This is a genomic window from Nocardioides pacificus, assembly GCF_054775955.1.
Genome location: NZ_BAAHCI010000015.1, coordinates 896,242 through 920,618 on the forward strand (window position 1 = coordinate 896,242; position 24,377 = coordinate 920,618).

Here is a 24,377-nt window from a genome sequence, read left to right on the forward strand (position 1 = left end):
TGGCGCGGGCTCGGTCAACGGGGCCTCCTGACAGTGAGGATGTGGGCGGGCTCATAGGACGGGTCGAGGCGCACGTAGTTGTGCGCGCCCCAGGTCCAAGTCTGGTCGGTGAGCTCGTCATGGACGGGGAAGGAGTCGTGCCACTCCATCCCCAGGGCGGGCAGGTCGAGGTGGACGGTCGTCTCACGCGTGGCGTGGGGGTCGACGTTGACCACGACGATGACGGTGTCGTCCTGCCCGGGATCGTGCCCGGGACTGCGCTTGGAGAAGACCAGGACGTTCTCGTCGTCGCTGCTGTGGATGGCGACGTTGCGCAGCTGCTGCAGCGCCGGGTGGGCGCGCCGGATCTCGTTGAGCCTGGTGAGGTACGGCGCGAGCGTGCGGCCCTGCGCCTGTGCCCCCTCCCAGTCGCGGACCCGGACCTGGTACTTCTCCGAGTCGAGGTACTCCTCGCTGCCGGGCTTGACGGCCACGTGCTCGTAGAGCTCGAAGCCGGCGTAGACGCCCCAGCTCGGCGAGCCGGTGGCCGCGATGGCCGCGCGGATCTTGAACGCCGCGGGCCCGCCGTACTGCAGGTAGGCGTGGAGGATGTCGGGGGTGTTGACGAAGAAGTTCGGCCGCAGCACGTGGGCCGACTCCCCGGAGAGCTCGCGGAGGTACTCCTCCAGCTCCCAGCGGGCGTTGCGCCAGGTGAAGTAGGTGTAGCTCTGGTGGAAGCCGACCGCGCCGAGCGCGTGCATCATCGCGGGGCGGGTGAAGGCCTCGGAGAGGAAGAGCACATCCGGGTCGGTGCTGCGGATCTCCTTGAGCAGCCGCTCCCAGAACGCCACCGGCTTGGTGTGCGGGTTGTCGACGCGGAAGACCCGCACCCCGTGGTCCATCCAGTGGCGTACGACGCGGAGCACCTCGGCGTAGATGCCCTCGGGGTCGTTGTCGAAGTTGACCGGGTAGATGTCCTGGTACTTCTTGGGCGGGTTCTCGGCGTAGGCGATAGAGCCGTCGGCCCGCGTGGTGAAGAACTCCGGGTGCGACTCGACCCAGGGGTGGTCGGGCGCCGCCTGCAGCGCCAGGTCGAGGGCCACCTCGAGCCCGAGCTCGCCGGCGCGCGCCACGAACGCGTCGAAGTCGTCGATCGTCCCCAGATCGGGGTGGACGGCGTCGTGGCCGCCGTGGCGGCTGCCGATCGCCCAGGGCGAGCCGGGGTCGTCGGGGCCGGGCGTGAGCGTGTTGTTGGGGCCCTTGCGGTTGACCTCGCCGATCGGGTGGATCGGGGGGAGGTAGATGACGTCGAAGCCCATCGCGGCGACGGCGTCGAGGCGCTGGGCCGCGGTGCGGAAGGTGCCGCTGACGACCTTGCCGGTCGCCGGGTCCTGCCGGGCACCCTCGGAGCGCGGGAAGAACTCGTACCAGCTGCCGAACAGGGCCAGGCGCCGGTCCGCGAAGAACGGGAACGGTCCCTCGAGGGTGACCAGCTCGCGCAGCGGGTTGGCGAGGAAGGCCTCGTCGAGCTCGGGGGACTGCAGCACGGCCAGCCGGGCCTCCACCGGACGGTCGGTGTCGGCCGCCGCGTCGATCGCGCTCTTGAGCACCGAGCGCTGGGGGTCGGACGGGGGGAGCGTCTTGAGGATGCGCTCGCACAGTAGGCGCGCCTCGGTGAACATCAGCTCCACGTCGACGCCGGCGGGGATCTTGAGTCCCGCGTCGTGCTGCCAGGTGGCGAGGGGGTCGGACCAGGCCTGGATCTCGAAGGTCCAGGCGCCCTCGGCGTCGGGGGTCACCCACGCGTCGTACCGGTCCGGGGTCTCGAGGTGGGGACTCTTCACCATCCGCACCGGGGGTCGCCGGACGCCGTCGGGGCCGGTGAGGACCACCTCGGCGCCGAGCTTGTCGTGTCCCTCCCGGAACACCGTGGCGGTGACCGGGAAGGGTTCGTGGAGGGTTGCCTTGGCTGGCTGACGGCCCAGATCGACCAGAGGCATGACGTTCATGACGGGGATGCGTCCGACCATTTCTCCAACCTAGCGGTCTACGGTGACAGGGAGGCAACGCCGGGTGATCGAGAGGAGCCGGTCTCGGGTCGCTCTCGACGGCGCTGCTGTCCGGGTGGTTCCCCGTTCCGCGGCCGCTACACACGGCCTGGACGAGGGGCGGACGGGAGCAAGCGGCTGTCCGCCCATGGATATGGACCTGTGGGTTGGAACGATCCAGCCGGACCGCTACCGTCGACCTGTGCGAGCCATCAGACGATTCACCGTCCGTCCTGTCCTGCCGACCGAGCTGAGCGCGTTGGGCGATCTGGCTGCCAACCTGCGTTGGAGCTGGCACCACGACTCCCAGGAGCTCTTCCGCACGGTCGACCCCGACCTGTGGGAGTCCACCGGTCGCGACCCGGTCCGCCTGCTGGGGGCCGTCGACCCGGAGCGTCTGGAGGAGCTGCGCAAGGACAAGAAGTTCCGCAAGCAGCTCAAGGCCGTCGCCGAGGACCTCTCCGACTACCTCACCGCCGACCGCTGGTACCAGCGCCGCGCCGCCGCCGGGTCGACCTCGCCCGCCGCCATCGGCTACTTCTCCCCGGAGTTCGGGATCGCCTCGGTCCTCCCGCAGTACAGCGGGGGCCTGGGCATCCTCGCCGGCGACCACCTCAAGAGCGCCTCCGACCTCGGCGTCCCGATCGTCGGAGTGGGCCTGCTCTACCGGCACGGCTACTTCCGCCAGTCGCTGTCCCGCGCGGGCTGGCAGCAGGAGACCTACCCGGTCGTCGACCCCGACGGCCTCCCGGTGTCGCTGCTGCGCGAGGCCGACGGCACGCCGGCCACGATCACCATCGGCGTCCCCGGCTCCGAGCTGCACGCCCGGATCTGGGTCGCCCAGGTCGGGCGGGTGCCGCTGCTCATGCTGGACTCCGACGTCGAGGCCAACGAGCCCCGCCTGCGCGAGGTGACCGACCGGCTCTACGGCGGCACCGCCGAGCACCGTCTCCTCCAGGAGCTGCTGCTGGGTGTCGGCGGAGTGCGTGCGCTGCGCGTCCACTCCCGGCTCACGGGCAGCCCCGAGCCCGAGGTCTTCCACACCAACGAGGGGCACGCCGGCTTCCTCGGCATCGAGCGGATCCGTGAGCTCACCGTCGGCGAGGGCGGGCCTGCCCTCGACTTCGACACCGCGCTGGAGGTGTCACGCACCGGGACGGTCTTCACGACGCACACGCCCGTGCCCGCCGGCATCGACCGGTTCTCGCGCGAGCTCATCGAGCAGTACTTCTCCGGCAACAGCCCCACCCCGGGCGTTCCCGTCGACCGGATCCTCGCCCTGGGGGCGGAGAACTACGAGGACGGCGACCCGGGCGTCTTCAACATGGCTGTGATGGGCCTGCGCCTGGCCCAGCGGGCGAACGGCGTCTCGCAGCTGCACGGGCACGTGTCACGGGGGATGTTCAACGGCCTCTGGCCGGCCTTCGACGAGGCCGAGGTCCCGATCGGCTCGATCACCAACGGCGTGCACGCCCCCACCTGGTGCGCCCCCGAGGTCTACGAGCTCTCCCGCGGAGCCGGCGTCGACCCCGACTCCGAGCCCACGCGCGACGACCCGAGCGACGCCTTCGCGGCGGTCGACCGGGTGCCCTCCGCCGACATCTGGCGGACCAAGCGGGTGCTGCGTGAGCGCCTGGTCCTCGACGTGCGCCGCCGGGTCCGCGAGTCCTGCATCGAGCGCGGCGCCGCTCCGGCCGAGCTGGACTGGACCGACTCCGTGCTCGACCCCGACGTCCTCACGATCGGCTTCGCGCGCCGCGTCCCGTCGTACAAGCGACTCACGCTGATGCTGCGCGACCCCGCGCGGCTCAAGCGGCTGCTGCTCGACCCCGAGCGGCCGATCCAGCTGATCATCGCGGGCAAGGCGCACCCGGCCGACGACGGCGGCAAGAAGCTCATCCAGGAGATCGTCCGCTTCGCGGAGGACCCCGAGGTGCGCCACCGGATCGCGTTCCTGCCCAACTACGACATCGCGATGGCCCTGCCGCTCTACCCGGGCTGCGACGTCTGGCTCAACAACCCGCTGCGTCCCTACGAGGCCTGTGGCACGTCGGGCATGAAGGCCGCCCTCAACGGCGGGCTCAACCTGTCCATCCTCGACGGGTGGTGGGACGAGTGGTTCGACGGCAACAACGGCTGGGCGATCCCGTCGGCCGACGTCGTGGACGACCCGGACCACCGCGACGACATCGAGGCGACGGCGCTCTACGACCTCATCGAGAACGAGGTGGCGCCGCGCTTCTACGACGTCGACCGCCAGGGCGTGCCGGCCCGGTGGATCGAGATGGTGCGCCACACGATCAAGTCGCTCGGGCCGAAGGTCGTGGCATCGCGGATGGTGCGCGACTACGTCGAGGCCCTCTATGCGCCCGCCGCAGAATCGCGCCGTCGGATCGCCGCCGACGAGAGTGCGGCCCACGGGCTGGCCGAGTGGAAGCACAAGGTCCGCGATGCCTGGCCGCACGTGGCCGTCGAGCACATCGACTCCTCTGGCGTGGGGGACAGCCCCGAGCTGGGCGACGTCCTCACCGTGCGCGTCTTCGTCGCGCTGGGGGCGCTCTCACCGGACGACGTCGACATCCAGCTGGTGCACGGCGCGATCACGGCCGAGGACTCCCTGGCCGGCGCCAGCGTCACGTCGCTGGAGCTGCAGGAGTCCTACGAGGGGGCCCGTCATGCCTTCGGCGGGTCCGTGACGCTCACCCGGCCGGGCCCGTTCGGCTACACGGTGCGCATCCTGCCGCGCCACGACCTGCTGGCCGCTCCGGCCGAGCTGGGCCTGATGGCGCTGCCCCACTCCTGACCCGCCTCGCCCTCCCGCGCCCGGGCAGGGTGCCCGGACTGGGTGCCCGGACAGGGTGCCCGGACAGTCGGGACACGCTGACCTGGCACCCGGGACGCCGGGCGCGGGAGCGTTCCTCTCACCAGACCGACGAGAGGAACAAGCATGAGCACCATCGCCGAGCAGAGCAGCAGCACCATGAGCACGCTGGGGGCCGGCCGGGCCGTCGTCCATGAGGGGCGACCCGGCCGGGCCTGGGCCTGGGCCGGGGTCGTCGCCGGCCTGGCCGGCGTCATCGGCATCCAGGCGTCCTTGACGATCGACGCCGTCTACGGGGAGCAGTACGCCGGGGACGCGGAGGCGATCACCGAGCGGCTCAGCGAGCTCGTGCCGAACCTGGTCCTGTTCCACACCGCCACGATGGTGGCGGCCGTGCTGGTGCTGGTGTTCGCCGCCGGGCTGCGCCGCCGGCTCGCGGCGCAGACGCCGGTCGGCAGCTTGCTGCCCGACCTGTCGGCGATGGGCCTGGTGCTCGTCTCCGTCGCCGGGCTGATGGGCTCGGCGCTGGACACCGAGTTCATCTTCGGGCTCGGCGACACCGACACGATGGTGGCGGAGTCGAGCGCCTTCTACGGGCACTGGATCGGCACGGTCGGCTGGCTGTGGGTGGGGGCAGGGGTGAGCGGAGTCGCTCTGGCCGTCGCTGCGCTCAAGCACGCCTCCGCCCCGCGCTGGATCGGCTGGGTGGGAGCGGTGCTGGGCGGGCTGACGCTGCTGTTCGGCATCTCCCCGCTCCAGTACATGGCCGGGTTCCCCGGCCCGGTGATGCTGCTCGTGGTGGCGCTGGGCTTCGCGCTCGGCGACCGTGCCACTGGGGCGAACGCCTGAGTTCTTCTGGAGGACCGGCCCACGCGCCGATAGATTCTCGCCCCATGGAGGGGATGCACGCTCCGACCAGGCCCCGCGCGGCCGCGGCTGTCGCCGCGACTGCGTGGGGCCTGGCCGCGCTCTCCTCGTGCGTGCTCGCGGTGGTCGGCCCACGCCTCGACGAGAACCTGTGGTTCTTCCTCGTCGATGTCACGGTGGCCTGCGTCTACGGAACCGTCACCGCGGTCACCCTGGGGCGCCGAGCCCACCCCGTCGCGTGGATCCTCGGGCTCACGGCGATCGGGGGCGGGCTCGCGGCCCTCGGGTACGCGGGAGAGGCCTGGTGGGCCGAGCGGGGCGGCGGGTCGTTGCCGTGGGCCCTGGACGCGATCAACTCCACCGCCTGGGTGCCGGGCACGATGGCGATCTTCCTGATCGTGCCGTGGCTCGTGCGCGACCATCCGCTGGGTCGGGCCCGCTGGGGGCTGGCCGCGGGGACGGGGCTCGTCGTGATCATGACGGTCGGCGCGGCCCTCGGCATCGACCCGGTGGTCGGCATCGCGCTGGTGGTCTCGATCCCGCTCGGGTTGGTGACGGCCGCGGCGGTCGAGCTGCGACGACGGCGCGGGCCGGTCCAGGAGCGCAACGGGCTCGGCTGGCTGGCGCTCGGCACCCTGGTGATGGCGGTGTCGTTCGTTCCGCTGCTGCTGCCGCCCTCCCTGGGCCTGCCCGTCTGGCCCACCCCCGTGCTGCACCTCGCCTCCCAGGCCGTCTTCCCGGCCGCTGTCATGGTGGCGGTGCTGCGCGGCAGGATGTGGGGCCTCGACCTCGTGGTGAGTCGGGCGGTGCTGGCCGGGCTGATGACGGTGGTCCTGCTCGCGCTCTACCTCGTGGTCACGATGCTGTTCGAGCAGGTGCTCCCCGGCGGGGGCGTCGCCCACGTCCTCGGAGCAGGGGCGGTCGCCGTCGCGGTCCAGCCCGCACGCCTGTGGCTGGGGGGCCGCGTGCACCGGCTCGTCTACGGGACGGCCGCCGATCCCGCGCACGTCGTACGTCGGCTGGGCTCCCAGCTCGGACGCCAGGGCAGCGTCGACCAGCTCCTGGCGGACCTGGCCGAGGACCTGGGCCGCTCCATGCGACTGGAGTCGGTGACGGTCGTCGGGGCCGACGGGCCGCTGGCCCGGTGGGGCACTCCGGATCCGCTCCGTGCGGGCGCCGACAGGACAGACGCTCCGCCGAGCCATGTGGTGCCCCTGCGGCACCGGGGCGCCGAGGTGGGTCTGCTGGAGGTGACGATGCCGGCGGGGGAGGCGCTGGGGTCGCGGGGCGAGCGGACCCTGGCTGAGCTGTCGGCCGTCGTCGCCGGGGCCGTCGCCGTCGTGGAGGCGGCGCGCGACGTCGCCCGGCTGCGCGAGCGCCTGGGCAGCGCGCGGCTGGAGGAGCGACGACTCATCCGCCGCGAGATCCATGACGGGCTCGGCCCCTCCCTCGCGGGGCTGCGGCTGGGCCTGCAGGGCGCCCGCAACCTCATCGCCACCGACCCGGCCACCGCCGGGGAGCTCCTCGACGCCCTCCAAGGTGAGCTCGACGAGCGGGTGAGTGCCGTGCGCGAGCTCTCCCACCATCTGCTGCCCCCGGTGCTGGAGGAGCTGGGCCTGGGCGCCGCGCTGCACGAGCTGGCGGCCAGGTACGACGGAAGCGAGCTGCGTGTGTCGGTGGATGCCGACCCCGCGGACGACCTGCCCGGACCGCTGGCGGCCGCGGCCTACGGGATCGCCGTGGAGGCGGTGGTCAACGTCGTACGGCACGCGGGGGCCCGTCACTGCTGGATCACCAGCCGGGTCGACGACCACGGGCTGGGGCTCACCGTGCGAGACGACGGTCCCGGCATCGTCGAGGGTTCCCGGGCCGGTGTCGGCACACGGTCGATGGCCGAGCGTGCCGCCGAGCAGGGCGGCACCGTCAGCGTCGGGTCGGACCCGGGCGGAGGGACGCGGGTGCACGCCGACCTGCCCTGGCGGGAGGTGGCGCATGACTGAGGAGACCCAGGACAGCACCGTCGATCGGCTGCGAGTCGCCGTCGTGGACGACCACCCGGTCTTCCGGCTCGGCATGGTGGGACTGCTCGGATCCCTGCCCGGGTTCGAGGTCGTCGCCCAGGCGACCACGGTCGAGGAGGCCCACGCGGTGGTGGACGCCCGTGTCGACGTCGTGCTGATGGATCTTCGCCTGGGGGAGGGTTCTGGCATCGAGGCCACCCGGGACCTGGTCCGCCGCATGCCCGACCTGAAGGTGCTGGTGGTCACGATGCAGGAGGACGACGAGTCCGTGGTCGCCGCGGTCAGGGCGGGCGCTCGTGGCTACCTGCTCAAGTCCGCCACCCCCGACGAGGTCGAGCGCGCGGTCCGGGCGGTGGCCAACGGCGAGGTCATCCTCGGCCCCAAGGTCGCGGCGCGGGCCATGTCGGTGCTGCTCGGCGGGCGCACGGCCGCGCGGGTGCCCTTCCCCGAGCTGACCGACCGCGAGCGCGAAGTCCTGGACCTGCTGGCCCGCGGCTTCGACAACGCGACGATCTCGCGCCGGCTGGTGCTGAGCCCGAAGACCGTGCGCAACCACGTCTCGAACGTGCTGACCAAGATCGGAGCCGCGGACCGCGCCGCCGCGCTGCTGCGCGCCCGGGAGCAGGGACTGGGGCGTGACTGACCCGGACGGGTGACGGCTCACATCTCGCGCAGGAGCACCGTCGAGCGCGGTCCGACGACGAGCCACTCCCCGGCACGCAGCGGCGTTCCCACCGCCACGTCGGGGTCGGTCGAGAGCACGACCTCACCCGCCTGGACCCAGTCGTTCTCGGGCAGGTGGAGCTTGACCGGCTCGGCGCCGGCGTTCAGCCACACCATGAACGACTTGTCGTGCAGCTGCTCGCCGTGGGATCCGGGCGCGCGCAGCGGCGACCCGGACACGAACATGCCGACCACGTCGAGCGAGTCGTCCTGCCAGTCGCCACCGCTCATCTCCCGGCCGCTCGGGTGCAGCCAGGCGAGGTCCTTCGGGCCCCCGAGGATCGCGGGCCTTCCCTCGAACCAGTGCCGCTGGCGCAGCGCCGGGTGCGCGCGGCGCAGCCGCAGCGCGGTCCGGGTGACCTCGTGCACGTCGAGCCAGGCGTCGTCCGCACTCCAGTCGATCCAGGAGATCTCGTTGTCCTGGCTGTAGGCGTTGTTGTTGCCGCGCTGCGTGCGGCCCCGCTCATCGCCCGCGGTGACCATCGGAACACCGGCTGACAAACACAGCGTCGCCATCAGGTTGGCCGCCTGGCGCCGGCGCAGGGCGCGGATGCCCGGGTCGTCGGTCTCGCCCTCGACCCCGTGGTTCCACGAGCGGTTGTTGTCAGTGCCGTCGCGGTTGTCCTCGCCGTTGGCCTCGTTGTGCTTGTGGTCGTAGGACACCAGGTCGCGCACCGTGAAGCCGTCGTGGGCGGTGACGAAGTTGACCGAGGCGTACGGCGAGCGCCCGTCGTCGGCGTACAGGTCCGAGGAGCCGGCCAGCCGGGTCGCGACGGCGCGCACACCGGGGGTCACGCCCCGCCAGTAGTCGCGCATGGTGTCGCGGTACCGGTCGTTCCACTCCATCCACGGCGGAGGGAACTCGCCGACCCGGTAGCCCTCGGCGGAGGCGTCCCACGGCTCGGCGATCAGCTTCACGTCACGCAGCACGGGGTCCTGGCCGATGGTGGTCAGGAGGTGGCAGTTCATGTCCACGTCGTAGCCGGTCCGGGTCAGGGCCGGCAGCAGGTCGAAGCGGAAGCCGTCGACGTGCATCTCCTCGACCCAGTAGCGCAGCGAGTCCAGGATCAGGCGCAGCACCTGCGGGTTGGAGGTGTCCACGGTGTTGCCGCAGCCGGTGACGTCCCAGTAGGTGTCGTCGAAGATGGGGCCGCCGGCCGCCAGGTCGGCGAGGCTCGGGAGGAGGCGCCGGTAGGAGCCCCGATCGTCGAGCCCGCGGAAGCTCAGCGAGGGGCCGACGGGACCCGCCTCGGCCGTGTGGTTGTAGACCACGTCGAGGATGACCTCGAGCCCGGCGGCGTGGAAGGCCTTGACCATCTCCTTGAACTCGCGGACCTGCTCCCCGCGGTCGCCCGAGGCGGAGTAGGCGTTGTGGGGCGCGAAGAAGCCCAGGCTGTTGTAGCCCCAGTAGTTGCCCAGCCCCTTCTCGGCCAGCCAGGGCTCGGAGAAGAACTGGTGGACCGGGAGCAGCTCGACGGCGGTGACGCCGAGGTCGAGGAGGTAGTCGATGACCGCGGGGGAGGCGAGTCCCGCGTAGGTGCCGCGCAGCTCCGCGGGCACCTGGTCGTGCAGGGCGGTCATCCCCTTCACGTGGAGCTCGTAGACGACCGTGTCGGACCAGCGCCGGCGAAGCGGCCGGTCGCCGGCCCAGTCGAACCGCTCGTCCACCACGACGCTGCGCGCGACGTACGGCGCGGAGTCGGTGGTCTCGGGCTTGGCCGGGTCGTCGAGGCGGTGGGCGTAGATGGCCGGGTGGGGCGTGACGTCGCCGCACACGGCGCGACCGTAGGGGTCGAGCAGCAGTTGCGCGGGGTTGAAGCGCAGCCCCTGGGAGGGGTTCCACGGACCGTCGGCGCGGAAGCCGTAGCGGGTGCCGGGGGCGACCCCGGGCAGCGCGCCGTGCCAGATGCCCAGCGACTGCTCGGTGAGCGAGAAGCGCATCTCGATGTCGAGCTCGTGGAACACGCACAGCCACACGTGGGTGGCGTCGGGCGCATAGACGGCGAAGTTCGTCGACTCCTCCGACCAGGTGGCGCCCAGGGGGTGGTGGTGTCCAGGCCAGACGCCTGTTGTCTGTCCTTCGTAGGTCCACATTCCGGGGGTCACCCGGCCCATGATCCACGATTCATCCACTTCGCCCCCTCTCCAGGCCCCCTTACAGCGCCGTCCCCGCTCGGGCACAATGCGGCGTGGGCCGGCGCAGCCGCCGGACGAGACCACGATCAGTGAGGTGTTGAGCATGGGTGAGTTCGTCCGACTCGAGGTCGAGGACGGCGTGGCGACGCTGCGTCTGGACCGGCCGAAGATGAACGCCCTCGACGCCCAGGTGCAGGAGGAGATTCGGGCCGCGGCGGCCGAGGCGACGACCCGTGACGACGTCAAGGCCGTCGTGATCTACGGCGGCGAACGGGTCTTCGCCGCCGGGGCGGACATCAAGGAGATGGCCGACATGTCGCACACCGACATGATCAAGCGCTCCGGGGGGCTGCAGTCCGCCTTCTCCGCGGTCGCCCAGATCCCGAAGCCGGTCGTCGCGGCCATCACCGGCTACGCCCTCGGCGGTGGGTGCGAGCTGGCCCTGTGCGCGGACGTCCGCTTCGCGGCCGACAACGCGACGCTGGGGCAGCCCGAGATCCTGCTGGGCATCATCCCCGGAGCCGGCGGCACCCAGCGCCTCTCGCGTCTGGTGGGCCCCAGCAAGGCCAAGGACCTGGTCCTCACCGGCCGGTTCGTCAAGGCGGACGAGGCGCTGGCCATCGGTCTGGTCGACCGGGTGGTCCCCGCCGCCGAGGTGTACGACGAGGCGCTGGCGTGGGCGCGTCAGTTCGTCGGCGCCGCGACGTACGCCGTCCGCGCGGCCAAGGAGTCGATCGACCAGGGCCTCGAGGTCGACCTGGAGACGGGGCTGGCCATCGAGCGTCAGCAGTTCGCCGCGCTCTTCGCCACCGAGGACCGCACCATCGGCATGGAGTCGTTCATGGAGAAGGGGCCGGGCAAGGCCACTTTCGTGGGACGGTGACTAGCCAAGGCAGCCCCTGTCGGCTTCGATGACGCATCGAGCGAGCCCGACGGGAGGCTCGCCGCGACGACGGATGAGGAATGCAGTGGCCCAGAAGGAAGAAGCCGAGAAGACGGACAAGGCAGCCGGCAAGAAGAAGCGGGGCAAGCGCGACCTCAGCCCGGATGGCGTCCGCTCGGCGCTCGCCCAGCTGGCCTGGCTGGTGTGTGTCGTCTGCGCGCTCTTCCTCGCCGTCGGTGCGCTGTGCATCGCGCTGGGGGCCAACGAGGACAACACGCTGGTCGCCTTCGTGCTCGACGGCGCCGACCTCGTGGACTTGGGCATCTTCGCCCGCGAGGACGGCGTCAAGGAGTTCACCGGGGAGAACGCCGAGACGCTCAACGCTCTGGTGAACTGGGGGATCGGGGCCGTCGCGTGGCTGGTGATCGGCAAGCTGTTCGACAAGCTGCTGCGCCCCTGACGCTGGAGGCGAATCCCAGCGGTGGAACTCGGGTCTTCCCAGCCGGGTTAGGGACCGCTAACCTGCGAGACGCCGGTCACAGGGAGTGACAACTGGGGTGACCGGCGCCTCCGGCTCCGCCAAGGTCACCTTCAAGAAGGTCACGAAGAAGGGCAAGTACCAGGTCATCGCGACCTACCAGGGCTCGCAGAACGTCCAGGGCTCCAAGGGTCTCGCCAAGGTGACCGTCCGCTAGGACGGCGCGGTACGGCCCCTCGGTTCGTGACAGTATCGCTGTGACTGACCACACGCGGTCGTCCGGTTCTGCCTCGGACGACCACCTAGTAACCTCGCACAACACATCGAGCGCACAGGAGGGGCCGTACCGGCCACACCACCATGAACATTGTTGTCTGTGTGAAGCACGTCCCGGACGCCACGGCGGACCGGCATTTCGAGTCCGACAACACCGTCGACCGCGTGAGCGTCGACGGGCTGCTGTCCGAGCTTGACGAGTACGCCGTCGAGCAGGCCCTGCAGCTGAAGGAGAAGAACGAGGGAGCCGAGGTCACCGCGCTCTGCATCGGCCCGGAGAAGGCTGTGGACGCTGTCCGCAAGGCCCTCCAGATGGGTGCCGACAAGGGAGTCCTCGTGTCCGACGAGGCCATCGCGGGCTCCGACTACGTCGCCACGTCGCTGGTGCTGGCCAAGGCCATCGAGAAGCTCGGTGCCGAGACGCCCGTGGACCTCGTGGTCTGCGGCATGGCGAGCACCGACGCCTCCGGCAGCGTCGTCCCGGCGATGCTCGCCGAGCGGCTGAACCTGCCGCAGGTCACCTTCGCCTCGGTCGTCGAGACCCAGGGCAAGGAGGTCCGCGTCAAGCGCGACGGCGACACCGCCACCGAGGTCATCGGGGGCACCATGCCGCTGATCCTCTCGGTGACCGACCAGACCGGCGAGGCGCGCTACCCGTCCTTCAAGGGCATCATGGCCGCCAAGAAGAAGCCGCTCGAGACGCTGTCGCTCTCCGACATCGGTGTCGACGCCGGCCAGGTCGGGCTCTCCGTCGCCTGGACCGCCGTCGAGGACACCGCGGCCCGCCCGCCGCGCACCGCCGGCGAGATCGTCACCGACGAGGACGGCTCGGGCGCCAAGGCGCTCACCGACTTCCTCGCCTCCAAGAAGTTCATCTAGAGGAGCCTCGAATGTCTGAGATTCTGGTTCTGGTCGACCATGTCGACGGGGCTGTCCGCAAGCCCACCTACGAGCTGCTGACGATCGCGCGCCGCCTCGGCGAGCCCTCGGCCGTCTTCATCGGCTCCGCCGACCAGGCGGGTGCCGCAGCCGACAACCTCAAGAAGTACGGCGCCGAGAAGATCTACTCGGTCGACGACGCGCAGATCAAGGGCTACCTCGTCGCTCCCAAGGCCGAGACGCTGCAGCAGCTGGCCGAGAAGTCCTCTGCTGCCGCGGTCCTGATCTCCTCCTCCTACGAGGGCAAGGAGATCGCCGGCCGCCTCGCGATCAAGCTCAACTCGGGCATCATCACCGACGCGGTCGACGTGCAGCCCGGCCCGGTCACCACCCAGTCGGTGTTCGCCGGCAACTACACGGTGACCGCCAAGGTCACCCAGGGCACGCCGATCATCACGGTCAAGCCCAACTCGGCGGCTCCCGAGGAGACCGCCGGCGCCGGCACGGTCGAGGAGTTCGCACCGACGATCTCCGACGCCGCGAAGACTGCGCAGATCATCGCCTCGCAGCCCCGCCAGGCGACCGGTCGCCCGGAGCTCACCGAGGCCGCGATCGTGGTCTCCGGTGGGCGTGGCACCGGCGGCAACTTCGAGCCGATCGAGGCCTTCGCCGACTCGCTCGGCGCAGCCGTCGGCGCCTCGCGCGCCGCGGTCGACTCGGGCTGGATGCCGCACACCTTCCAGGTCGGCCAGACCGGCAAGACGGTGTCGCCGCAGCTCTACGTCGCCAACGGCATCTCCGGTGCGATCCAGCACCGCGCCGGCATGCAGACCTCGAAGACGATCGTGGCCGTCAACAAGGACGAAGAGGCCCCGATCTTCGAGCTGGTCGACTTCGGCGTGGTGGGAGACCTGCACTCGGTCCTCCCGGCCGCCACCGAGCAGGTCAACCAGCGCAAGGGCTGACCCGCTTCCACACCCCGCACCAACGACGACGCCGCGCCGCCCCCTCGGGGGCGACGCGGCGTCGCTGCGTTCGAGAGGCGCCTCAGCGGCCCCTCTCCTCAGCGGCCCCTCTCCTCAGCGGCCCCGCTCCTCGGCGGGCTCGTCGATGATGCCGACCTTGCTCACCTTCACGGTGCGCGCCCCGGGCTTGCCGCCGATCCGGATCCTGCGCAGCGCGAGGTTGTTGGTCAGGTCGGACTCGACCAGCCGCTGCATCGGGTTGCCCTCGACGGCGATGTGGTAGACGCCGTTGGGAAGCGCGCGCAGGTTGAACGACTGACCGGCGCGGTACTGCATGTAGGTGTCGCCCGAGCCGGCGGACAGCACCTCCCGGATCGAGAGCGAGGTCTGCTCGCCACAGGCCGTGTCGAGGTCGGTCCGGTCCGGCTGCCAGTCGGCCCCGGGCACGGTGTAGTTGACCATGTCGGTGTTGGCCAGGCAGAAGGACTGCTTGCGCGAGCGGACGGCCTCGGTCCTGTCGGCGCGCAGCAGGCTGTAGCGCGCGAAGTCAAGGAAGTGCCAGTGCTGGTGGGTCGGAGCGTCGTGCCAGTGCAGCTGCCCCACCTTCTGGTAGCCGGTCTGCTCACCGTCGCTGTCGAAGAAGTACTGGTAGCCGTCCATCAGGTCCTCGCCCTCGCGGCGGAAGCCGTCGACCACGAGCGGGCTGTTGCCGGCGTTCCAGACCGTCGCCGAGAACTGCAGGAAGTCACCGTTGCGCGAGACCCGGATCCCGAAGGCGGGCAGCGAGCGCAGGTCGGGGGACACGTCTCCGGGCTCCCCGGCGGCCCGGCTGGTCGGCTCCTTCGCCGCGGGGACCGGGGACGGGGCGCTCGGTGCACCGTCGGGCCGGGCGGTGCGGCCGTGGGCGTGCCCGTCACCGTCGTGGTCGGCGCGACGCACGACCAGTGAGATCGTGCGCTGGGACTGCGCCGGTGTGAGCCCGAGCGGGCCCGCATACGCCGCGCCCAGCGAAGCGGTGACCTGGTAGGTCCCGGGCTTCAGGGGGAGCCGCCGCCCGGAGTCGCTCAGCGGGGAGGCCCAGCCGGTCTGGACGCCCTGGACCGCGCCGAGGCTGTAGAGGCTCCCGTAGCAGCTCTGCGGGTAGGGGGAGCGGGCCGGCGCGTCGGGTCGCACCCGCTCGGTGCTCCAGCTGTTCAGGCAGCCGCCTCGCGTCTCGCGGTGCACCACGGTGCCCCTGCGATCGCGGATGACGAGGCGGACCATCCCGGGGAGACGGCCGTTGAAGTTCTTCATCCTCACGCCGGGCAGCTCCACAGGCCCGTCGGGCGAGTGCCACGTCGTGACGATCGGATCGGAGTACGACGCACGCGTCGAGCGCAGCTCGAACGGGGCCGAGCCGGCGACCAGGCGGACCCCGAGGTCGACCCAGACCCGCTTGCCCGATGCCTCGGCGGTCACCTTGTGCGGCGCCCAGAGGGTCGCCGGCGGCCCTGCGGTGGCGTCGGGGGCGGCCCGGGTCAGGCTGAAGGGGGAGGTGGCGGCCGTGGAGCCGGCAGCCGCGGACGCCCCGCTGGCGCCGGTCCCGACCAGAGCGGTGGAGGCGGCGATCGCCAGGCTGGTGGCGATCGTGAGGAGTGGACGGCGCACGGAGACATCCCTTCGATGATGGTTGCTGCTGACTGTGACGCACCGGGGCCCGGTTTCGTTGCCTGTCGGAGGCTCGCACTTCTCACGAGACGCCGTGAGATCTTGCGCAGGGACGCACTACCCTCCTGACATGTCGACTGCGCAGGACGTCATCGAGGCTGCCGAGCGGGCCCGTGAGGCCTCCCACGGCCTGGCCATCGCCACCCGGGCCCAGAAGGACCGGGCGCTGCACGCCATGACCACGGCCCTGGTGGAGCACGCGCCGACGATCCTCCGGGCCAACGGAGAGGACGTCGCCCGCGCCGAGGTCAACGCCACACCGGCCAACATCGTCGACCGGCTGCGGCTCACCGACGAGCGGCTGGAGGCGATGGCCCAGGGGCTGCGCGACGTCGCCGGCCTGCCGGACCCGGTGGGGGAGGTCGTGCGCGGCAGCACGCTCGCCAACGGGCTGGAGCTGCGCCAGGTCCGCGTGCCGTTCGGGGTCGTCGGCATCATCTACGAGGCCCGACCCAACGTCACGGCCGACGCGGCCGGCATCTGCCTGAAGTCGGGCAACGCGGTGCTGCTGCGCGGCAGCTCGAGCGCTCGGTCCAGCAACGCCGCCATCGTGGACGTGCTCCGTGCCGCAGCGGAGGGGACCGGCTTGGACCCGGACGTCGTCCAGCTCGTCCCGGGCGACACCCACGACAGCGTCAAGACGCTGATGCGTGCCCGCGGGCTCGTCGACGTACTCATCCCGCGTGGCGGAGCCGGCCTGATCCGCAGCGTCGTCGAGGAGTCGACGGTGCCGGTCATCGAGACGGGCGTCGGCAACTGCCACGTCTACGTCGACCGCGCGGCCGACCTCGACAAGGCGCTGGCGATCGTGGTCAACGCCAAGACCCAGCGCAGCAGCGTGTGCAACGCCGCGGAGTCGCTGCTGGTGCACGCCGACATCGCCGACGAGTTCCTCCCGACGGTGATCGAGGCGCTGCAGGAGCACGGCGTGCGCATCCACGGAGACGAGCGCTTCGCGGAGTACGACGACGTGGAGCCGGCGACCGACGAGGACTACGCCGAGGAGTACCTCTCCCTCGACATCTCGGCCGCGGTCGTCGACGATCTCGACGACGCGGTGGCGCACATCCGCCGCTACTCCAGCCAGCACAGCGAGGCGATCGTCACCGAGGACCAGAGCGCCGCCCGCCGCTTCGTCGCGGCCGTCGACTCCGCGGCGGTGCTCGTCAACGCCTCCACCCGCTTCACCGACGGCGGGGAGTTCGGCTTCGGCGCCGAGATCGGCATCAGCACCCAGAAGCTCCACGCCCGCGGACCGATGGGGCTGCCCGAGATGACCTCGACCAAGTACGTCGTGACCGGGGACGGTCATGTCCGCTGAGACCGGTAGGGTGTGGCCTTATGACGCTGAGTGACCTGACCCTTCTCGCCGCTGAGTCGAGCGAGCACGGCGACCCCGCGGTGAGCCCCTACGTGATCGGGCTGATCACGTTCCTGATCCTGATGGCGATGCTGCTCGGCCTGCTCGCCTTCGGCGCGGGGCGCGAGCACAGCTGAGCGTGTCAGCCACGGGGATCCCCGGGCCGGTGCGCCGGCGGGTGGGCGTGATGGGCGGCACCTTCGATCCCATCCACCATGGGCACCTCGTGGCCGCCTCGGAGGTGCAGGCGTGGTTCGGCCTCGACGAGGTCGTCTTCGTGCCGACCGGTGACCCGTATCAGAAGTCGCACCGCGAGGTCTCGCCGGCGGAGCATCGCTACCTGATGACGGTCATCGCGACCGCCGCCAACCCGCGCTTCACGGTGTCCCGGGTCGACATCGACCGCAAGGGCCCGACGTACACCATCGACACCCTGCGCGACCTGCACGCCCAGCGGCCGCAGGACGAGCTCTACTTCATCACCGGTGTCGACGCCCTCGCGGAGATCTTCACCTGGCGTGACGCCTCCGAGCTCTTCGAGCTCGCCAACTTCGTGGGCTGCACGCGCCCCGGCTACACCATGGACGAGCACACGCTCGGAACGATCCCCGAGGACCGCGTGACGATGGTCGAGATCCCGGCCCTGGCGATCTCCTCCACCGACTGCCGAGCGCGCAAGCAGCGCGGCGAGCCGGTCTGGTACCTCGTCCCCGACGGTGTCGTCCAGTACATCGCCAAGCACGATCTCTATCCCGGGCCGGACTCCGTTCCCGGGACGGTCCAAGGAGTAGCACCATGACAGCCACCGACCACGCCCTCGAGCTCGTGCGCGCCGCCGCCAGCGCCGCCTCCGACAAGCAGGCAGTCAAGATCGTCGCCTTCGACGTGAGCGAGCAGCTCACGATCACCGACGCCTTCCTCATCGCCTCCGCGAGCAACGACCGCCAGGTCAAGGCGGTCGTCGACGCCGTGGAGGACAAGCTGCGCGAGCTCGGAGCGAAGCCGATCCGCCGCGAGGGCGAGCGCGACGGGCGCTGGGTGCTCATCGACTACGGCGACGTCGTCGTGCACGTCCAGCACGAGGACGAGCGCGAGTTCTACGCCCTCGAGCGGCTCTGGCGCGACTGCCCGGTCATCGACCTGCCCGAGGACGTCCGGCCCACCGCCGGCGAATGAGCCCCCGGCCGGGGCGCCGGCTGGTCCTCGTCCGACACGGCCGGACCGCCTGGAACGCCGAGAGTCGGGTCCAGGGACAGACCGACGTCGAGCTCGACGAGACCGGCCACGCCCAGGCGGCCGCGGCTGCGTCGTACCTCGCGTCGTTCGCGCCGGCGGCGCTCTGGTCCTCCGACCTGGCCCGCGCGCGCCAGACCACGGCGTACGTCGCGAAGGAGACCGGGCTCGACCCGGTCCTCGACGAGCGCCTGCGCGAGTTCCACCTCGGGATCCGCCAGGGGACGACCAACGCCGACTATGCGGCCCAGCACCCGCAGGAGCATGCCGTCTTCCGCACCGGACGCTATGACGTGGTCCCCGGTGCCGAGCAGCGGTCCGCCGTGGTCGTCCGGATGCGCGCGGCCATCGACGACCTGATCTCCTCAGCCGCGCCCGGAGCGACGGCGATGGCCGTCAGCCACGGCGCCGCGACGAAGGTGACGGTCGTGGCGATGCTCGGGCTCGAGGACGGGCACGCGGCCGCGCTCAGCGGCCTCGACAACTGCGCGGCAGCCGTGCTCGAGGAGACGGCGTATGGCGAGCGGTGGCGCCTGGCCGGCTACAACCTGGGAGCCCCGTCGGCCCGCTGAGGGGACCCCGATTTCACACGAGCGGGGGTCGCCCGCTAATGTTCTCTCGTTGCCCGGGCGGTGTGAGCCGGCCGAAGCAATGGGGCTGTGGCGCAGCTGGTAGCGCACCTCCATGGCATGGAGGGGGTCAGGGGTTCGAATCCCCTCAGCTCCACAACGTAGTGCAGACGAAGGCCGGTCCGGGTGGACCGGCCTTCGCACATTTGCGCACCTCTCGCCGACCCGGGAGTCAGGAGGGGAGGGTGAGCGCACGCCGTACGTCGTCGATCTCGGCGGCCTGCCGGTCGGCGTCCCACCCCAGCTCCCGCGCGGCGACGGACGCGATCGCGGTCAGGGTCTCGTCGTCGGGGAGTCCGAGGGTGCCGAGTCCGGTGCGGCGCAGCATGACGTCGCGCAGGGTGCGGGCCATCTCCCAGCGGGTGGCGACCACGACCTGGGCCAGCAGCTCGCCGTCCGCGTCCAGACGCCGGGCGAGCTCGGGGTCCTCGCGCGCCAGCTCCAGCACGGCGCCGTGCTCGGTGCCGTGATGCTGGACCAGATAGCGCACGGTCTCGGGGGCGAAGTCCGGGTTTGCGGCGATGCTGGCCGCGAGGTAGTCCGCGAACGGGCCGGTGTCGCAGCCGTGGAGGGGGGTCCGCGCCGTCCGGCTCCGCGAGGCGGGGCGACCGACCTTGCGCTGGACCGCGCGCAGGGTCCGCTCGGCGAAGTGCCGACTCGTCGTGTACTTGCCACCGCTGGTCGTGATGAGGCCCTCGACGCCGTCACGGGCATGGTCGACGTACTCCGAGGCGCGGGAGGCGTTGTAGGTGTCGTCGGCCCCTTCGTCAGCCCCGTCGTCAGTCTGGGTCTCCGTGAGGGGCCGCAGGCCGCCGTAGGCGAAGACGACGTCGTCGAGCCCGAGCTCGACCGGCAGCATCGACGACGCGTTGATCACCGCGAGGAACTCGGTCAGGCTCTGGCGGGTCAGCCGCCAGTCGTCGACGGGTCCGGTGTAGGGCTTCTCGGTCGGTCCGATCAGGCTGTGGCCGCGCCAGGGCGCACACGAGAAGTGCCCGTGCGGGGTGACGTGCAGCGTCATCACGTCGGTGAGCTGGCGGGTGACGAGGTAGATGCCCTCCGAGCGGACCCGCGGGCGCGCCCCCGCCGTCTCCCGGGTGGCGGGGTCACGGGCGAGCACGTCGTGGGCCCACGGGCCCGTCGCGTTGACGACCACCCGCGCCCGGATCTCGTGCTCGTGTCCGTCGAGGAGGTCGGTGACCACCGCGCCGAGGACCCGGGTGCCCGGGCCCGCGGGCTCGGTGAGCAGCCGCTCGGCACGGGTGTGGTTGGTGATCAGCGCGCCGTTCGTGGCCGCGGAGCGCAGGAAGGCGAGCGTCAGCCGCTCCGGGCTGATCATCACGCAGTCGTGGTAGAGCAGTGGCGTGCGGCCGGAGTCCACCCGCGCGGCCCGCGCCTCAGCCGCGCTCATCCGGCGGTGTCGGGGGATCCGCTTGCCAGGATCGCGGACCCGGTTGCGGTCCAGCGAGAGCACGTCGTACGCCGTGAGGCCGAGGTGCTCGACGAGACCGGCGTCGGGAAGCACGATCGGGTAGGGGTGGACGAGGTTGGGTGCGATCTCGCTGAGGATGCGACGCTCGCGCAGGGACTCGCGCACGAGGCGCACCTCGAGGTGCTTGAGGTAGCGCAGGCCGCCGTGGACGAGCTTGCCGGTGGCGGCGGAGGTGGCGGCGCCGAAGTCGTCGCGCTCCACGAGCGCCACCGAGTAGCCGCGGCTCGCCGCCTCGTGGGCGATGGCGGCACCGGTGATCCCGCCACCCAGGATGAGTACGTCGACACTCAGCGCCTCGCCGTCCAGACGCTCGACGAACCGATCCAGCAGCAGCGGGGTCATGGGGTGACCTCCGTCAGCAGCTGTCGGATCTCGGCGGCCAGACGCTGACGCTCGCTGGGGACGTCGAGCAGACCGAGACGCAGCACCAGCGCGGGGAGGCGCCAGCGGTCGATCTCGGCGCGTGGCATGCCGGTCAGTCGGACGTACTCCGCGAGCCAGAACGCGCACAGTGAGCGCCGCGCGATGTTGAACACGAGCTTCTTGAGCGGCGGTGTCCCCGGCCAGAGCTCGGCGTCCCTCAGCAGGAAGATGCTCGCCGCGATGTCGGCCGCGGGGGCGCCTCGCCGGGCGGTGGGCCAGTCGATGATCTCGTGACGACCGTCCGCGGTGACGAAGACGTTCTCGGAGTGGAAGTCGAGGTGCAGGATGCTGGACCCGTCGGGCAGGGCCAGCACCAGCTCTGCCGCAGCGGTCCTCTCCTCGGCGCTGAGGAAGGCCAGGGGTGGCGTGTCGAGCAGCGCGACGACGCTCTCGCGAACCTCGGGCAGGGTGTCGCTGTGCCGCTCGTGCATCTCGGCCTGGAGCCGGGCGAGCACCCGGGCCGAGCGGCGCAGCAGCAGCGGATTGCGCTCCGCCACACGGGTCAGCGACTCGCCCGTCACGCGATCGAGCACCAGGCCCGTGCGGTCACCGATCGTGACCGTCCCGTGGCAGCGCACCGTGGTGAGACCGAGGTCGAAGGCCTCGGTGCAGTGCTCCTGCTCCAGGCGGATCTCCTCGTCGGGATGTCCGGGAAGGAAGAGCTTGACGACCCGGTCGGCACCCCAGGCACGGACCTCCGCGCTGCGTCCGGTCGCCAGCAGGGCGCCTGGTTCCCGGCGCTCCTCGCCAGGGCCGTTCGGGCTCATCGGACCGTCCGGGCTCATCGGGGCCCCGCCGGTCGAGTCGTGCCGTAGCCCGTGCGCAGAGCCTCCTCGATGACCGCGAGCTGCTGGTCGTCGGTCAGTGCCCGTGGTGTCCCCGCAGCCATCGCTCGCCAGTAGAGCCCGCAGGCCCACTCGAGCAGCAGGGCGTTCTCGACCGCCTTGTCGAGGTCCCTGCCCAGCGCGACGCAGCCGTGGTTGGCCATCAGGGCTGCCTGCTTGCCGTCCAGCGCGGCCACGACCGACGCGGCCAGGCTCGGGGACCCGAAGACCTCGAAGGGGGCGACGCGGATGGCCCCGCCGAGCGTCAGCTGCTGGTAGTGCACGCACGGCAGCTCGTCGAGCACCAGCGAGAGCGTGGTGGCCATGGGGGAGTGGGTGTGCACCACTGCACCGGAGTCCTCGCGGCGCAGAAGCATCAGGTGGAGGTCCAGCTCCGACGTGGGTGCGAGGTGCCCCTGGACGAGGGTGCCGTCGAGAGTCACGACGCTGATGTCGTCCGCGGTGGCCTCTGCGAGGACGGCACCGGTCGCAGTCACCGCGACCAGGTCGCCGACGCGAAGACTCACGTTGCCGGCTGTTCCGATGAGCAGTCCCTCAGCAGCCAGGCGGCGTGATGCTGCGGCCACGGAGCGGCGCGCGGCTGCGACGTCGGGCTCGCCAGCTCTGGGGCCGGTCCCCGGGGGTGGTGAGGTGGTCATCTTGATAGCCTAAATCAATATCTGGTTTGGTTTGGAGGAATCGATGTCGACGCGCAGTGACGATCTGGCCGACGTGGTGCTGGCGCGCACGCCTGTCCAGACGCGCTCCCGGGACAAGGTGAGGCGAGCGCTCGCCGCTGCCGAGACTGTGCTGGCCGAACGCGGGCCGGACTCCCTGAGCCTGACCGCGGTCGCTCGCCAGGCCGGGCTGTCGGTCGGAGCCGTGTATCCCTACCTGCCCGACCGGGAGGCCATCGTGCGCGCCCTGTCGTCGCGCTACCACGCCCGACTCGAGGCGCTGATGGAGGACATCGTCGCCGAGTCGGTGACGGTCGGCTCCGAGGACCCGGTGGGGGAGGCACTGGATGCGTTCGCGGGGCTCTACCGCGATCAGGAGGGCATTCGCTCGCTGCGAGAGGGCCGGGCCGAGCCGACTGGCGAGGCCCGGGCGCACAAGGAGCGGATGGCACAGCGAGTGGGCGAGCTGCTCGTCGCCCGGGGGGTCCTCATGCAGGGCGAGTCGACAGGCGCCGTGGCGCGCACGATGTTCCTGACCGCCGATGCCCTGATGCACGAGGCCTTCCGCTCGCAGCGAGACGGTGACCCTGTCCTGATCGAGCAGCTCAAGGAGATGCTGCGCGCCTATCTGCGTCAGCTCACGAGGAGCTAGCCGTCGACCGAGCCGCGCGCGCCCGTCGCCTTCGTCGGTCGAGCAGGTTGCGCAGCAACCGACGTCGAGACCCGCCCGACCAGGGCGCGCGCGGCACTCGTTGATCGAGCAGGGCGCGCTAGCGCCCGACGTCGAGATCCCGCCGTGTTCACCGGACGCTATTCGCGGCGTGGTCGGTGCCTGACCCATTCGGGCGGCTGGGCTGGTGTCCGATCGGGGTCTCGGTGTCGCCGTCGTGGTGGCGCCTGGAACTCGGGCAGCCCGTCGCGTGGGTTGAGCCTGACTTCCCAGGGGGTGTGGTGGATGGTGCGGTGGTGGTGCCCGCACAGCAGCACCATGTTGTCCAACGATGTGGGGCCGCCGTCGACCCAGTGGGTGATGTGGTGGGCGTGGCACATCACCGGTGGCCGGGTGCAGGCCGGGAACGCGCAGTGCCGGTCGCGGACGACGAGGGCTCGCCACAGGGCGGGGGTGACCAGGCGGTAGGCCCTACCGACATCGAGCTGCTCGCTCGGGCCTCCGAGTGCGACGGGGATGATGTCGGCATCGCACGCCAGACGCCGTGCTGTGGCCGCGGACATCGTGAGTCCTTCGTCGGTGACGCCGAGCCCGGCAACCAGGTCCGCGGCAAGGCCGGTGTGGTCGAGGCCGAGCAGTGGCCAGTCGATCCCGCCCTCGAGGGTGCTGGGTGCATGCCGGTTCAGGTGGCCGACCAGAGCTTGGTAGTCGATGGTGACCGTCACCCGCGGTCTCGCGCCGTGGCACTCGGGCGCCTGGTCGGTGTCCAGGCCGTGCTGAGCGTTCTGGATCAGCGCGTCCCACAAGCGGGCACCATGATCGCGAGGATCGATCACCTCACCACTACAACCGCCATCACCGTTGCCGGAGCCGTTCTCTTCGCCGGAGTCGAGCGCGGGTTGGGGTTTGGTCAACGGCAGCAGAGCTGCCTTGAGGATCGCGGCGTCCTCGACGGACCCGCGTCCTTTGACGCGGACGCCGCCGGCGCCGTCGTCGACGATGGACAGGAACCGGTCCAGGTGGGCGGCGCGTTCCTCGCGGTCGAGTGCTTTCTCGAGGTCGCGTTCGGTGCGATCGGGGTCGATGACGTGGATGAGGTGGCGGGCTGCCTTGGCGAGCCCGGAGGCATCCAGCACCCCGGCCTCAGCGAGGAGGAGTGCTTCGGCCTCGGCGCGGAGGCGCGGGTTGGTGGGGAGCTGCTCGATCGCGTCGACGATCACCGCCGCCTGCTCGGGCGAGACATCCCCACGACGTAGCGCCTCGAGGGTGGCGCGGCGCTCACCGCG

At 71.3% G+C, this 24,377-nt stretch carries 22 protein-coding genes and 1 tRNA gene; 16 read left to right on the forward strand and 7 right to left on the reverse strand.

Going from position 1 to position 24,377, the window contains the following annotated elements; all coding sequences use genetic code 11:
* Nucleotides 1-14: 14 nt before the first annotated feature.
* On the reverse strand, nt 15-2,009 hold the full coding sequence (locus tag ACYU7L_RS22790; protein ID WP_460801407.1) for an alpha-1,4-glucan--maltose-1-phosphate maltosyltransferase: 1,995 nt from the start codon (nt 2,007-2,009) through the stop codon (nt 15-17).
* Between the two features lie 220 nt (nt 2,010-2,229).
* On the opposite strand from ACYU7L_RS22790, the gene glgP reads away from it, so the two are divergent.
* The 4 genes from glgP (at nt 2,230) to ACYU7L_RS22810 (ending at nt 8,379) form a co-directional block, all read left to right on the forward strand.
* Nucleotides 2,230-4,830, forward strand: coding sequence for an alpha-glucan family phosphorylase (gene glgP / locus ACYU7L_RS22795; RefSeq protein WP_460801411.1), 2,601 nt, complete (start codon nt 2,230-2,232; stop codon nt 4,828-4,830).
* Between the two features lie 144 nt (nt 4,831-4,974).
* On the forward strand, nt 4,975-5,697 hold the full coding sequence (locus tag ACYU7L_RS22800) for a hypothetical protein (RefSeq protein ID WP_460801414.1): 723 nt from the start codon (nt 4,975-4,977) through the stop codon (nt 5,695-5,697).
* 44 nt (nt 5,698-5,741) lie between these two features.
* A complete protein-coding gene (locus tag ACYU7L_RS22805; protein ID WP_460801417.1) occupies nt 5,742-7,715 on the forward strand; it encodes a sensor histidine kinase in 1,974 nt (657 codons plus the stop codon).
* Nucleotides 7,708-8,379 carry a response regulator gene (locus ACYU7L_RS22810; RefSeq protein WP_460801419.1) on the forward strand — a complete coding sequence of 224 codons (672 nt, stop codon included), beginning with the start codon at nt 7,708-7,710 and terminating at the stop codon, nt 8,377-8,379. Before ACYU7L_RS22805 ends, ACYU7L_RS22810 begins: the two co-directional genes overlap by 8 nt.
* A 17-nt stretch (nt 8,380-8,396) precedes the next feature.
* Here ACYU7L_RS22810 and glgX read toward each other — a convergent pair whose 3' ends face one another.
* Nucleotides 8,397-10,565, reverse strand: a complete 2,169-nt coding sequence (gene glgX / locus ACYU7L_RS22815) for a glycogen debranching protein GlgX (RefSeq protein ID WP_460801422.1) — start codon at nt 10,563-10,565, stop codon at nt 8,397-8,399.
* Between the two features lie 133 nt (nt 10,566-10,698).
* Between glgX and ACYU7L_RS22820 the strand changes: the two genes are divergently transcribed.
* From ACYU7L_RS22820 to ACYU7L_RS22840, 5 genes are all read left to right on the forward strand, one after another.
* The gene (locus ACYU7L_RS22820) at nt 10,699-11,478 is read left to right on the forward strand and encodes an enoyl-CoA hydratase/isomerase family protein (protein ID WP_460801425.1); all 780 of its coding nucleotides are present in this window, start codon (nt 10,699-10,701) and stop codon (nt 11,476-11,478) included.
* A gap of 73 nt (nt 11,479-11,551) precedes the next feature.
* Nucleotides 11,552-11,938, forward strand: a complete 387-nt coding sequence (locus tag ACYU7L_RS22825) for a hypothetical protein (RefSeq protein ID WP_460801428.1) — start codon at nt 11,552-11,554, stop codon at nt 11,936-11,938.
* A 97-nt stretch (nt 11,939-12,035) separates the two neighbouring features.
* Nucleotides 12,036-12,173, forward strand: coding sequence for a hypothetical protein (locus ACYU7L_RS22830; protein ID WP_460801430.1), 138 nt, complete (start codon nt 12,036-12,038; stop codon nt 12,171-12,173).
* A 161-nt stretch (nt 12,174-12,334) separates the two neighbouring features.
* Nucleotides 12,335-13,111, forward strand: a complete 777-nt coding sequence (locus tag ACYU7L_RS22835) for an electron transfer flavoprotein subunit beta/FixA family protein (protein WP_460801432.1) — start codon at nt 12,335-12,337, stop codon at nt 13,109-13,111.
* 11 nt (nt 13,112-13,122) lie between these two features.
* Nucleotides 13,123-14,076, forward strand: coding sequence for an electron transfer flavoprotein subunit alpha/FixB family protein (locus tag ACYU7L_RS22840; RefSeq protein ID WP_460801434.1), 954 nt, complete (start codon nt 13,123-13,125; stop codon nt 14,074-14,076).
* A gap of 114 nt (nt 14,077-14,190) precedes the next feature.
* Here the strand turns inward: ACYU7L_RS22840 and ACYU7L_RS22845 are convergent, their stop codons facing one another.
* The gene (locus ACYU7L_RS22845; RefSeq protein ID WP_460801436.1) at nt 14,191-15,723 is read right to left on the reverse strand and encodes a lysyl oxidase family protein; all 1,533 of its coding nucleotides are present in this window, start codon (nt 15,721-15,723) and stop codon (nt 14,191-14,193) included.
* Nucleotides 15,724-15,853: 130 nt separating this feature from the next.
* Between ACYU7L_RS22845 and ACYU7L_RS22850 the strand changes: the two genes are divergently transcribed.
* The 6 genes from ACYU7L_RS22850 (at nt 15,854) to ACYU7L_RS22875 (ending at nt 19,102) form a co-directional block, all read left to right on the forward strand.
* Complete coding sequence (locus ACYU7L_RS22850; RefSeq protein WP_460801438.1) at nt 15,854-17,104, forward strand: glutamate-5-semialdehyde dehydrogenase; 1,251 nt, start codon at nt 15,854-15,856, stop codon at nt 17,102-17,104.
* 20 nt (nt 17,105-17,124) lie between these two features.
* The gene (locus ACYU7L_RS22855; protein WP_460801440.1) at nt 17,125-17,280 is read left to right on the forward strand and encodes a hypothetical protein; all 156 of its coding nucleotides are present in this window, start codon (nt 17,125-17,127) and stop codon (nt 17,278-17,280) included.
* Nucleotides 17,277-17,942 carry a nicotinate-nucleotide adenylyltransferase gene (nadD, locus tag ACYU7L_RS22860; protein ID WP_460801751.1) on the forward strand — a complete coding sequence of 222 codons (666 nt, stop codon included), beginning with the start codon at nt 17,277-17,279 and terminating at the stop codon, nt 17,940-17,942. Before ACYU7L_RS22855 ends, nadD begins: the two co-directional genes overlap by 4 nt.
* The gene (rsfS, locus tag ACYU7L_RS22865) at nt 17,939-18,319 is read left to right on the forward strand and encodes a ribosome silencing factor (protein ID WP_460801442.1); all 381 of its coding nucleotides are present in this window, start codon (nt 17,939-17,941) and stop codon (nt 18,317-18,319) included. Before nadD ends, rsfS begins: the two co-directional genes overlap by 4 nt.
* The gene (locus ACYU7L_RS22870) at nt 18,316-18,948 is read left to right on the forward strand and encodes a histidine phosphatase family protein (protein WP_460801444.1); all 633 of its coding nucleotides are present in this window, start codon (nt 18,316-18,318) and stop codon (nt 18,946-18,948) included. Before rsfS ends, ACYU7L_RS22870 begins: the two co-directional genes overlap by 4 nt.
* Nucleotides 18,949-19,029: 81 nt before the next feature.
* Nucleotides 19,030-19,102 (forward strand) — tRNA-Ala (locus tag ACYU7L_RS22875).
* Between the two features lie 75 nt (nt 19,103-19,177).
* Here ACYU7L_RS22875 and ACYU7L_RS22880 read toward each other — a convergent pair.
* From ACYU7L_RS22880 to ACYU7L_RS22890, 3 genes are read right to left on the reverse strand one after another with little or no spacing between them, the layout of a single operon-like run.
* Nucleotides 19,178-20,839, reverse strand: a complete 1,662-nt coding sequence (locus ACYU7L_RS22880) for a glycerol-3-phosphate dehydrogenase/oxidase (RefSeq protein WP_460801446.1) — start codon at nt 20,837-20,839, stop codon at nt 19,178-19,180.
* On the reverse strand, nt 20,836-21,687 hold the full coding sequence (locus ACYU7L_RS22885) for a phosphotransferase (RefSeq protein WP_460801448.1): 852 nt from the start codon (nt 21,685-21,687) through the stop codon (nt 20,836-20,838). Before ACYU7L_RS22885 ends, ACYU7L_RS22880 begins: the two co-directional genes overlap by 4 nt.
* A 14-nt stretch (nt 21,688-21,701) precedes the next feature.
* Nucleotides 21,702-22,403, reverse strand: coding sequence for a class II aldolase/adducin family protein (locus ACYU7L_RS22890; RefSeq protein ID WP_460801449.1), 702 nt, complete (start codon nt 22,401-22,403; stop codon nt 21,702-21,704).
* A gap of 43 nt (nt 22,404-22,446) precedes the next feature.
* Here ACYU7L_RS22890 and ACYU7L_RS22895 point away from each other — a divergent pair, with 43 nt between their 5' ends.
* The gene (locus ACYU7L_RS22895; RefSeq protein ID WP_460801451.1) at nt 22,447-23,073 is read left to right on the forward strand and encodes a TetR/AcrR family transcriptional regulator; all 627 of its coding nucleotides are present in this window, start codon (nt 22,447-22,449) and stop codon (nt 23,071-23,073) included.
* Nucleotides 23,074-23,231: 158 nt separating this feature from the next.
* Here ACYU7L_RS22895 and ACYU7L_RS22900 read toward each other — a convergent pair.
* Nucleotides 23,232-24,377: HNH endonuclease signature motif containing protein (locus ACYU7L_RS22900; RefSeq protein WP_460801453.1), on the reverse strand; the 1,146-nt coding region annotated here is incomplete at its 5' end.

Bases quoted from the DNA above. Each gene is read 5' to 3' on its own strand.
- ACYU7L_RS22790 (WP_460801407.1), bottom strand. From the start codon at position 2,009: ATGGTCGGACGCATCCCCGTCATGAACGTCATGCCTCTGGTCGATCTG.
- ACYU7L_RS22800 (WP_460801414.1), top strand. From the start codon at position 4,975: ATGAGCACCATCGCCGAGCAGAGCAGCAGCACCATGAGCACGCTGGGG.
- ACYU7L_RS22805 (WP_460801417.1), top strand. From the start codon at position 5,742: ATGGAGGGGATGCACGCTCCGACCAGGCCCCGCGCGGCCGCGGCTGTC.
- ACYU7L_RS22810 (WP_460801419.1), top strand. From the start codon at position 7,708: ATGACTGAGGAGACCCAGGACAGCACCGTCGATCGGCTGCGAGTCGCC.
- ACYU7L_RS22820 (WP_460801425.1), top strand. From the start codon at position 10,699: ATGGGTGAGTTCGTCCGACTCGAGGTCGAGGACGGCGTGGCGACGCTG.
- ACYU7L_RS22825 (WP_460801428.1), top strand. From the start codon at position 11,552: ATGAGGAATGCAGTGGCCCAGAAGGAAGAAGCCGAGAAGACGGACAAG.
- ACYU7L_RS22840 (WP_460801434.1), top strand. From the start codon at position 13,123: ATGTCTGAGATTCTGGTTCTGGTCGACCATGTCGACGGGGCTGTCCGC.
- ACYU7L_RS22850 (WP_460801438.1), top strand. From the start codon at position 15,854: ATGTCGACTGCGCAGGACGTCATCGAGGCTGCCGAGCGGGCCCGTGAG.
- ACYU7L_RS22855 (WP_460801440.1), top strand. From the start codon at position 17,125: ATGACGCTGAGTGACCTGACCCTTCTCGCCGCTGAGTCGAGCGAGCAC.
- rsfS (WP_460801442.1), top strand. From the start codon at position 17,939: ATGACAGCCACCGACCACGCCCTCGAGCTCGTGCGCGCCGCCGCCAGC.
- ACYU7L_RS22870 (WP_460801444.1), top strand. From the start codon at position 18,316: ATGAGCCCCCGGCCGGGGCGCCGGCTGGTCCTCGTCCGACACGGCCGG.
- ACYU7L_RS22880 (WP_460801446.1), bottom strand. From the start codon at position 20,839: ATGACCCCGCTGCTGCTGGATCGGTTCGTCGAGCGTCTGGACGGCGAG.
- ACYU7L_RS22885 (WP_460801448.1), bottom strand. From the start codon at position 21,687: ATGAGCCCGAACGGCCCTGGCGAGGAGCGCCGGGAACCAGGCGCCCTG.
- ACYU7L_RS22890 (WP_460801449.1), bottom strand. From the start codon at position 22,403: ATGACCACCTCACCACCCCCGGGGACCGGCCCCAGAGCTGGCGAGCCC.
- ACYU7L_RS22895 (WP_460801451.1), top strand. From the start codon at position 22,447: ATGTCGACGCGCAGTGACGATCTGGCCGACGTGGTGCTGGCGCGCACG.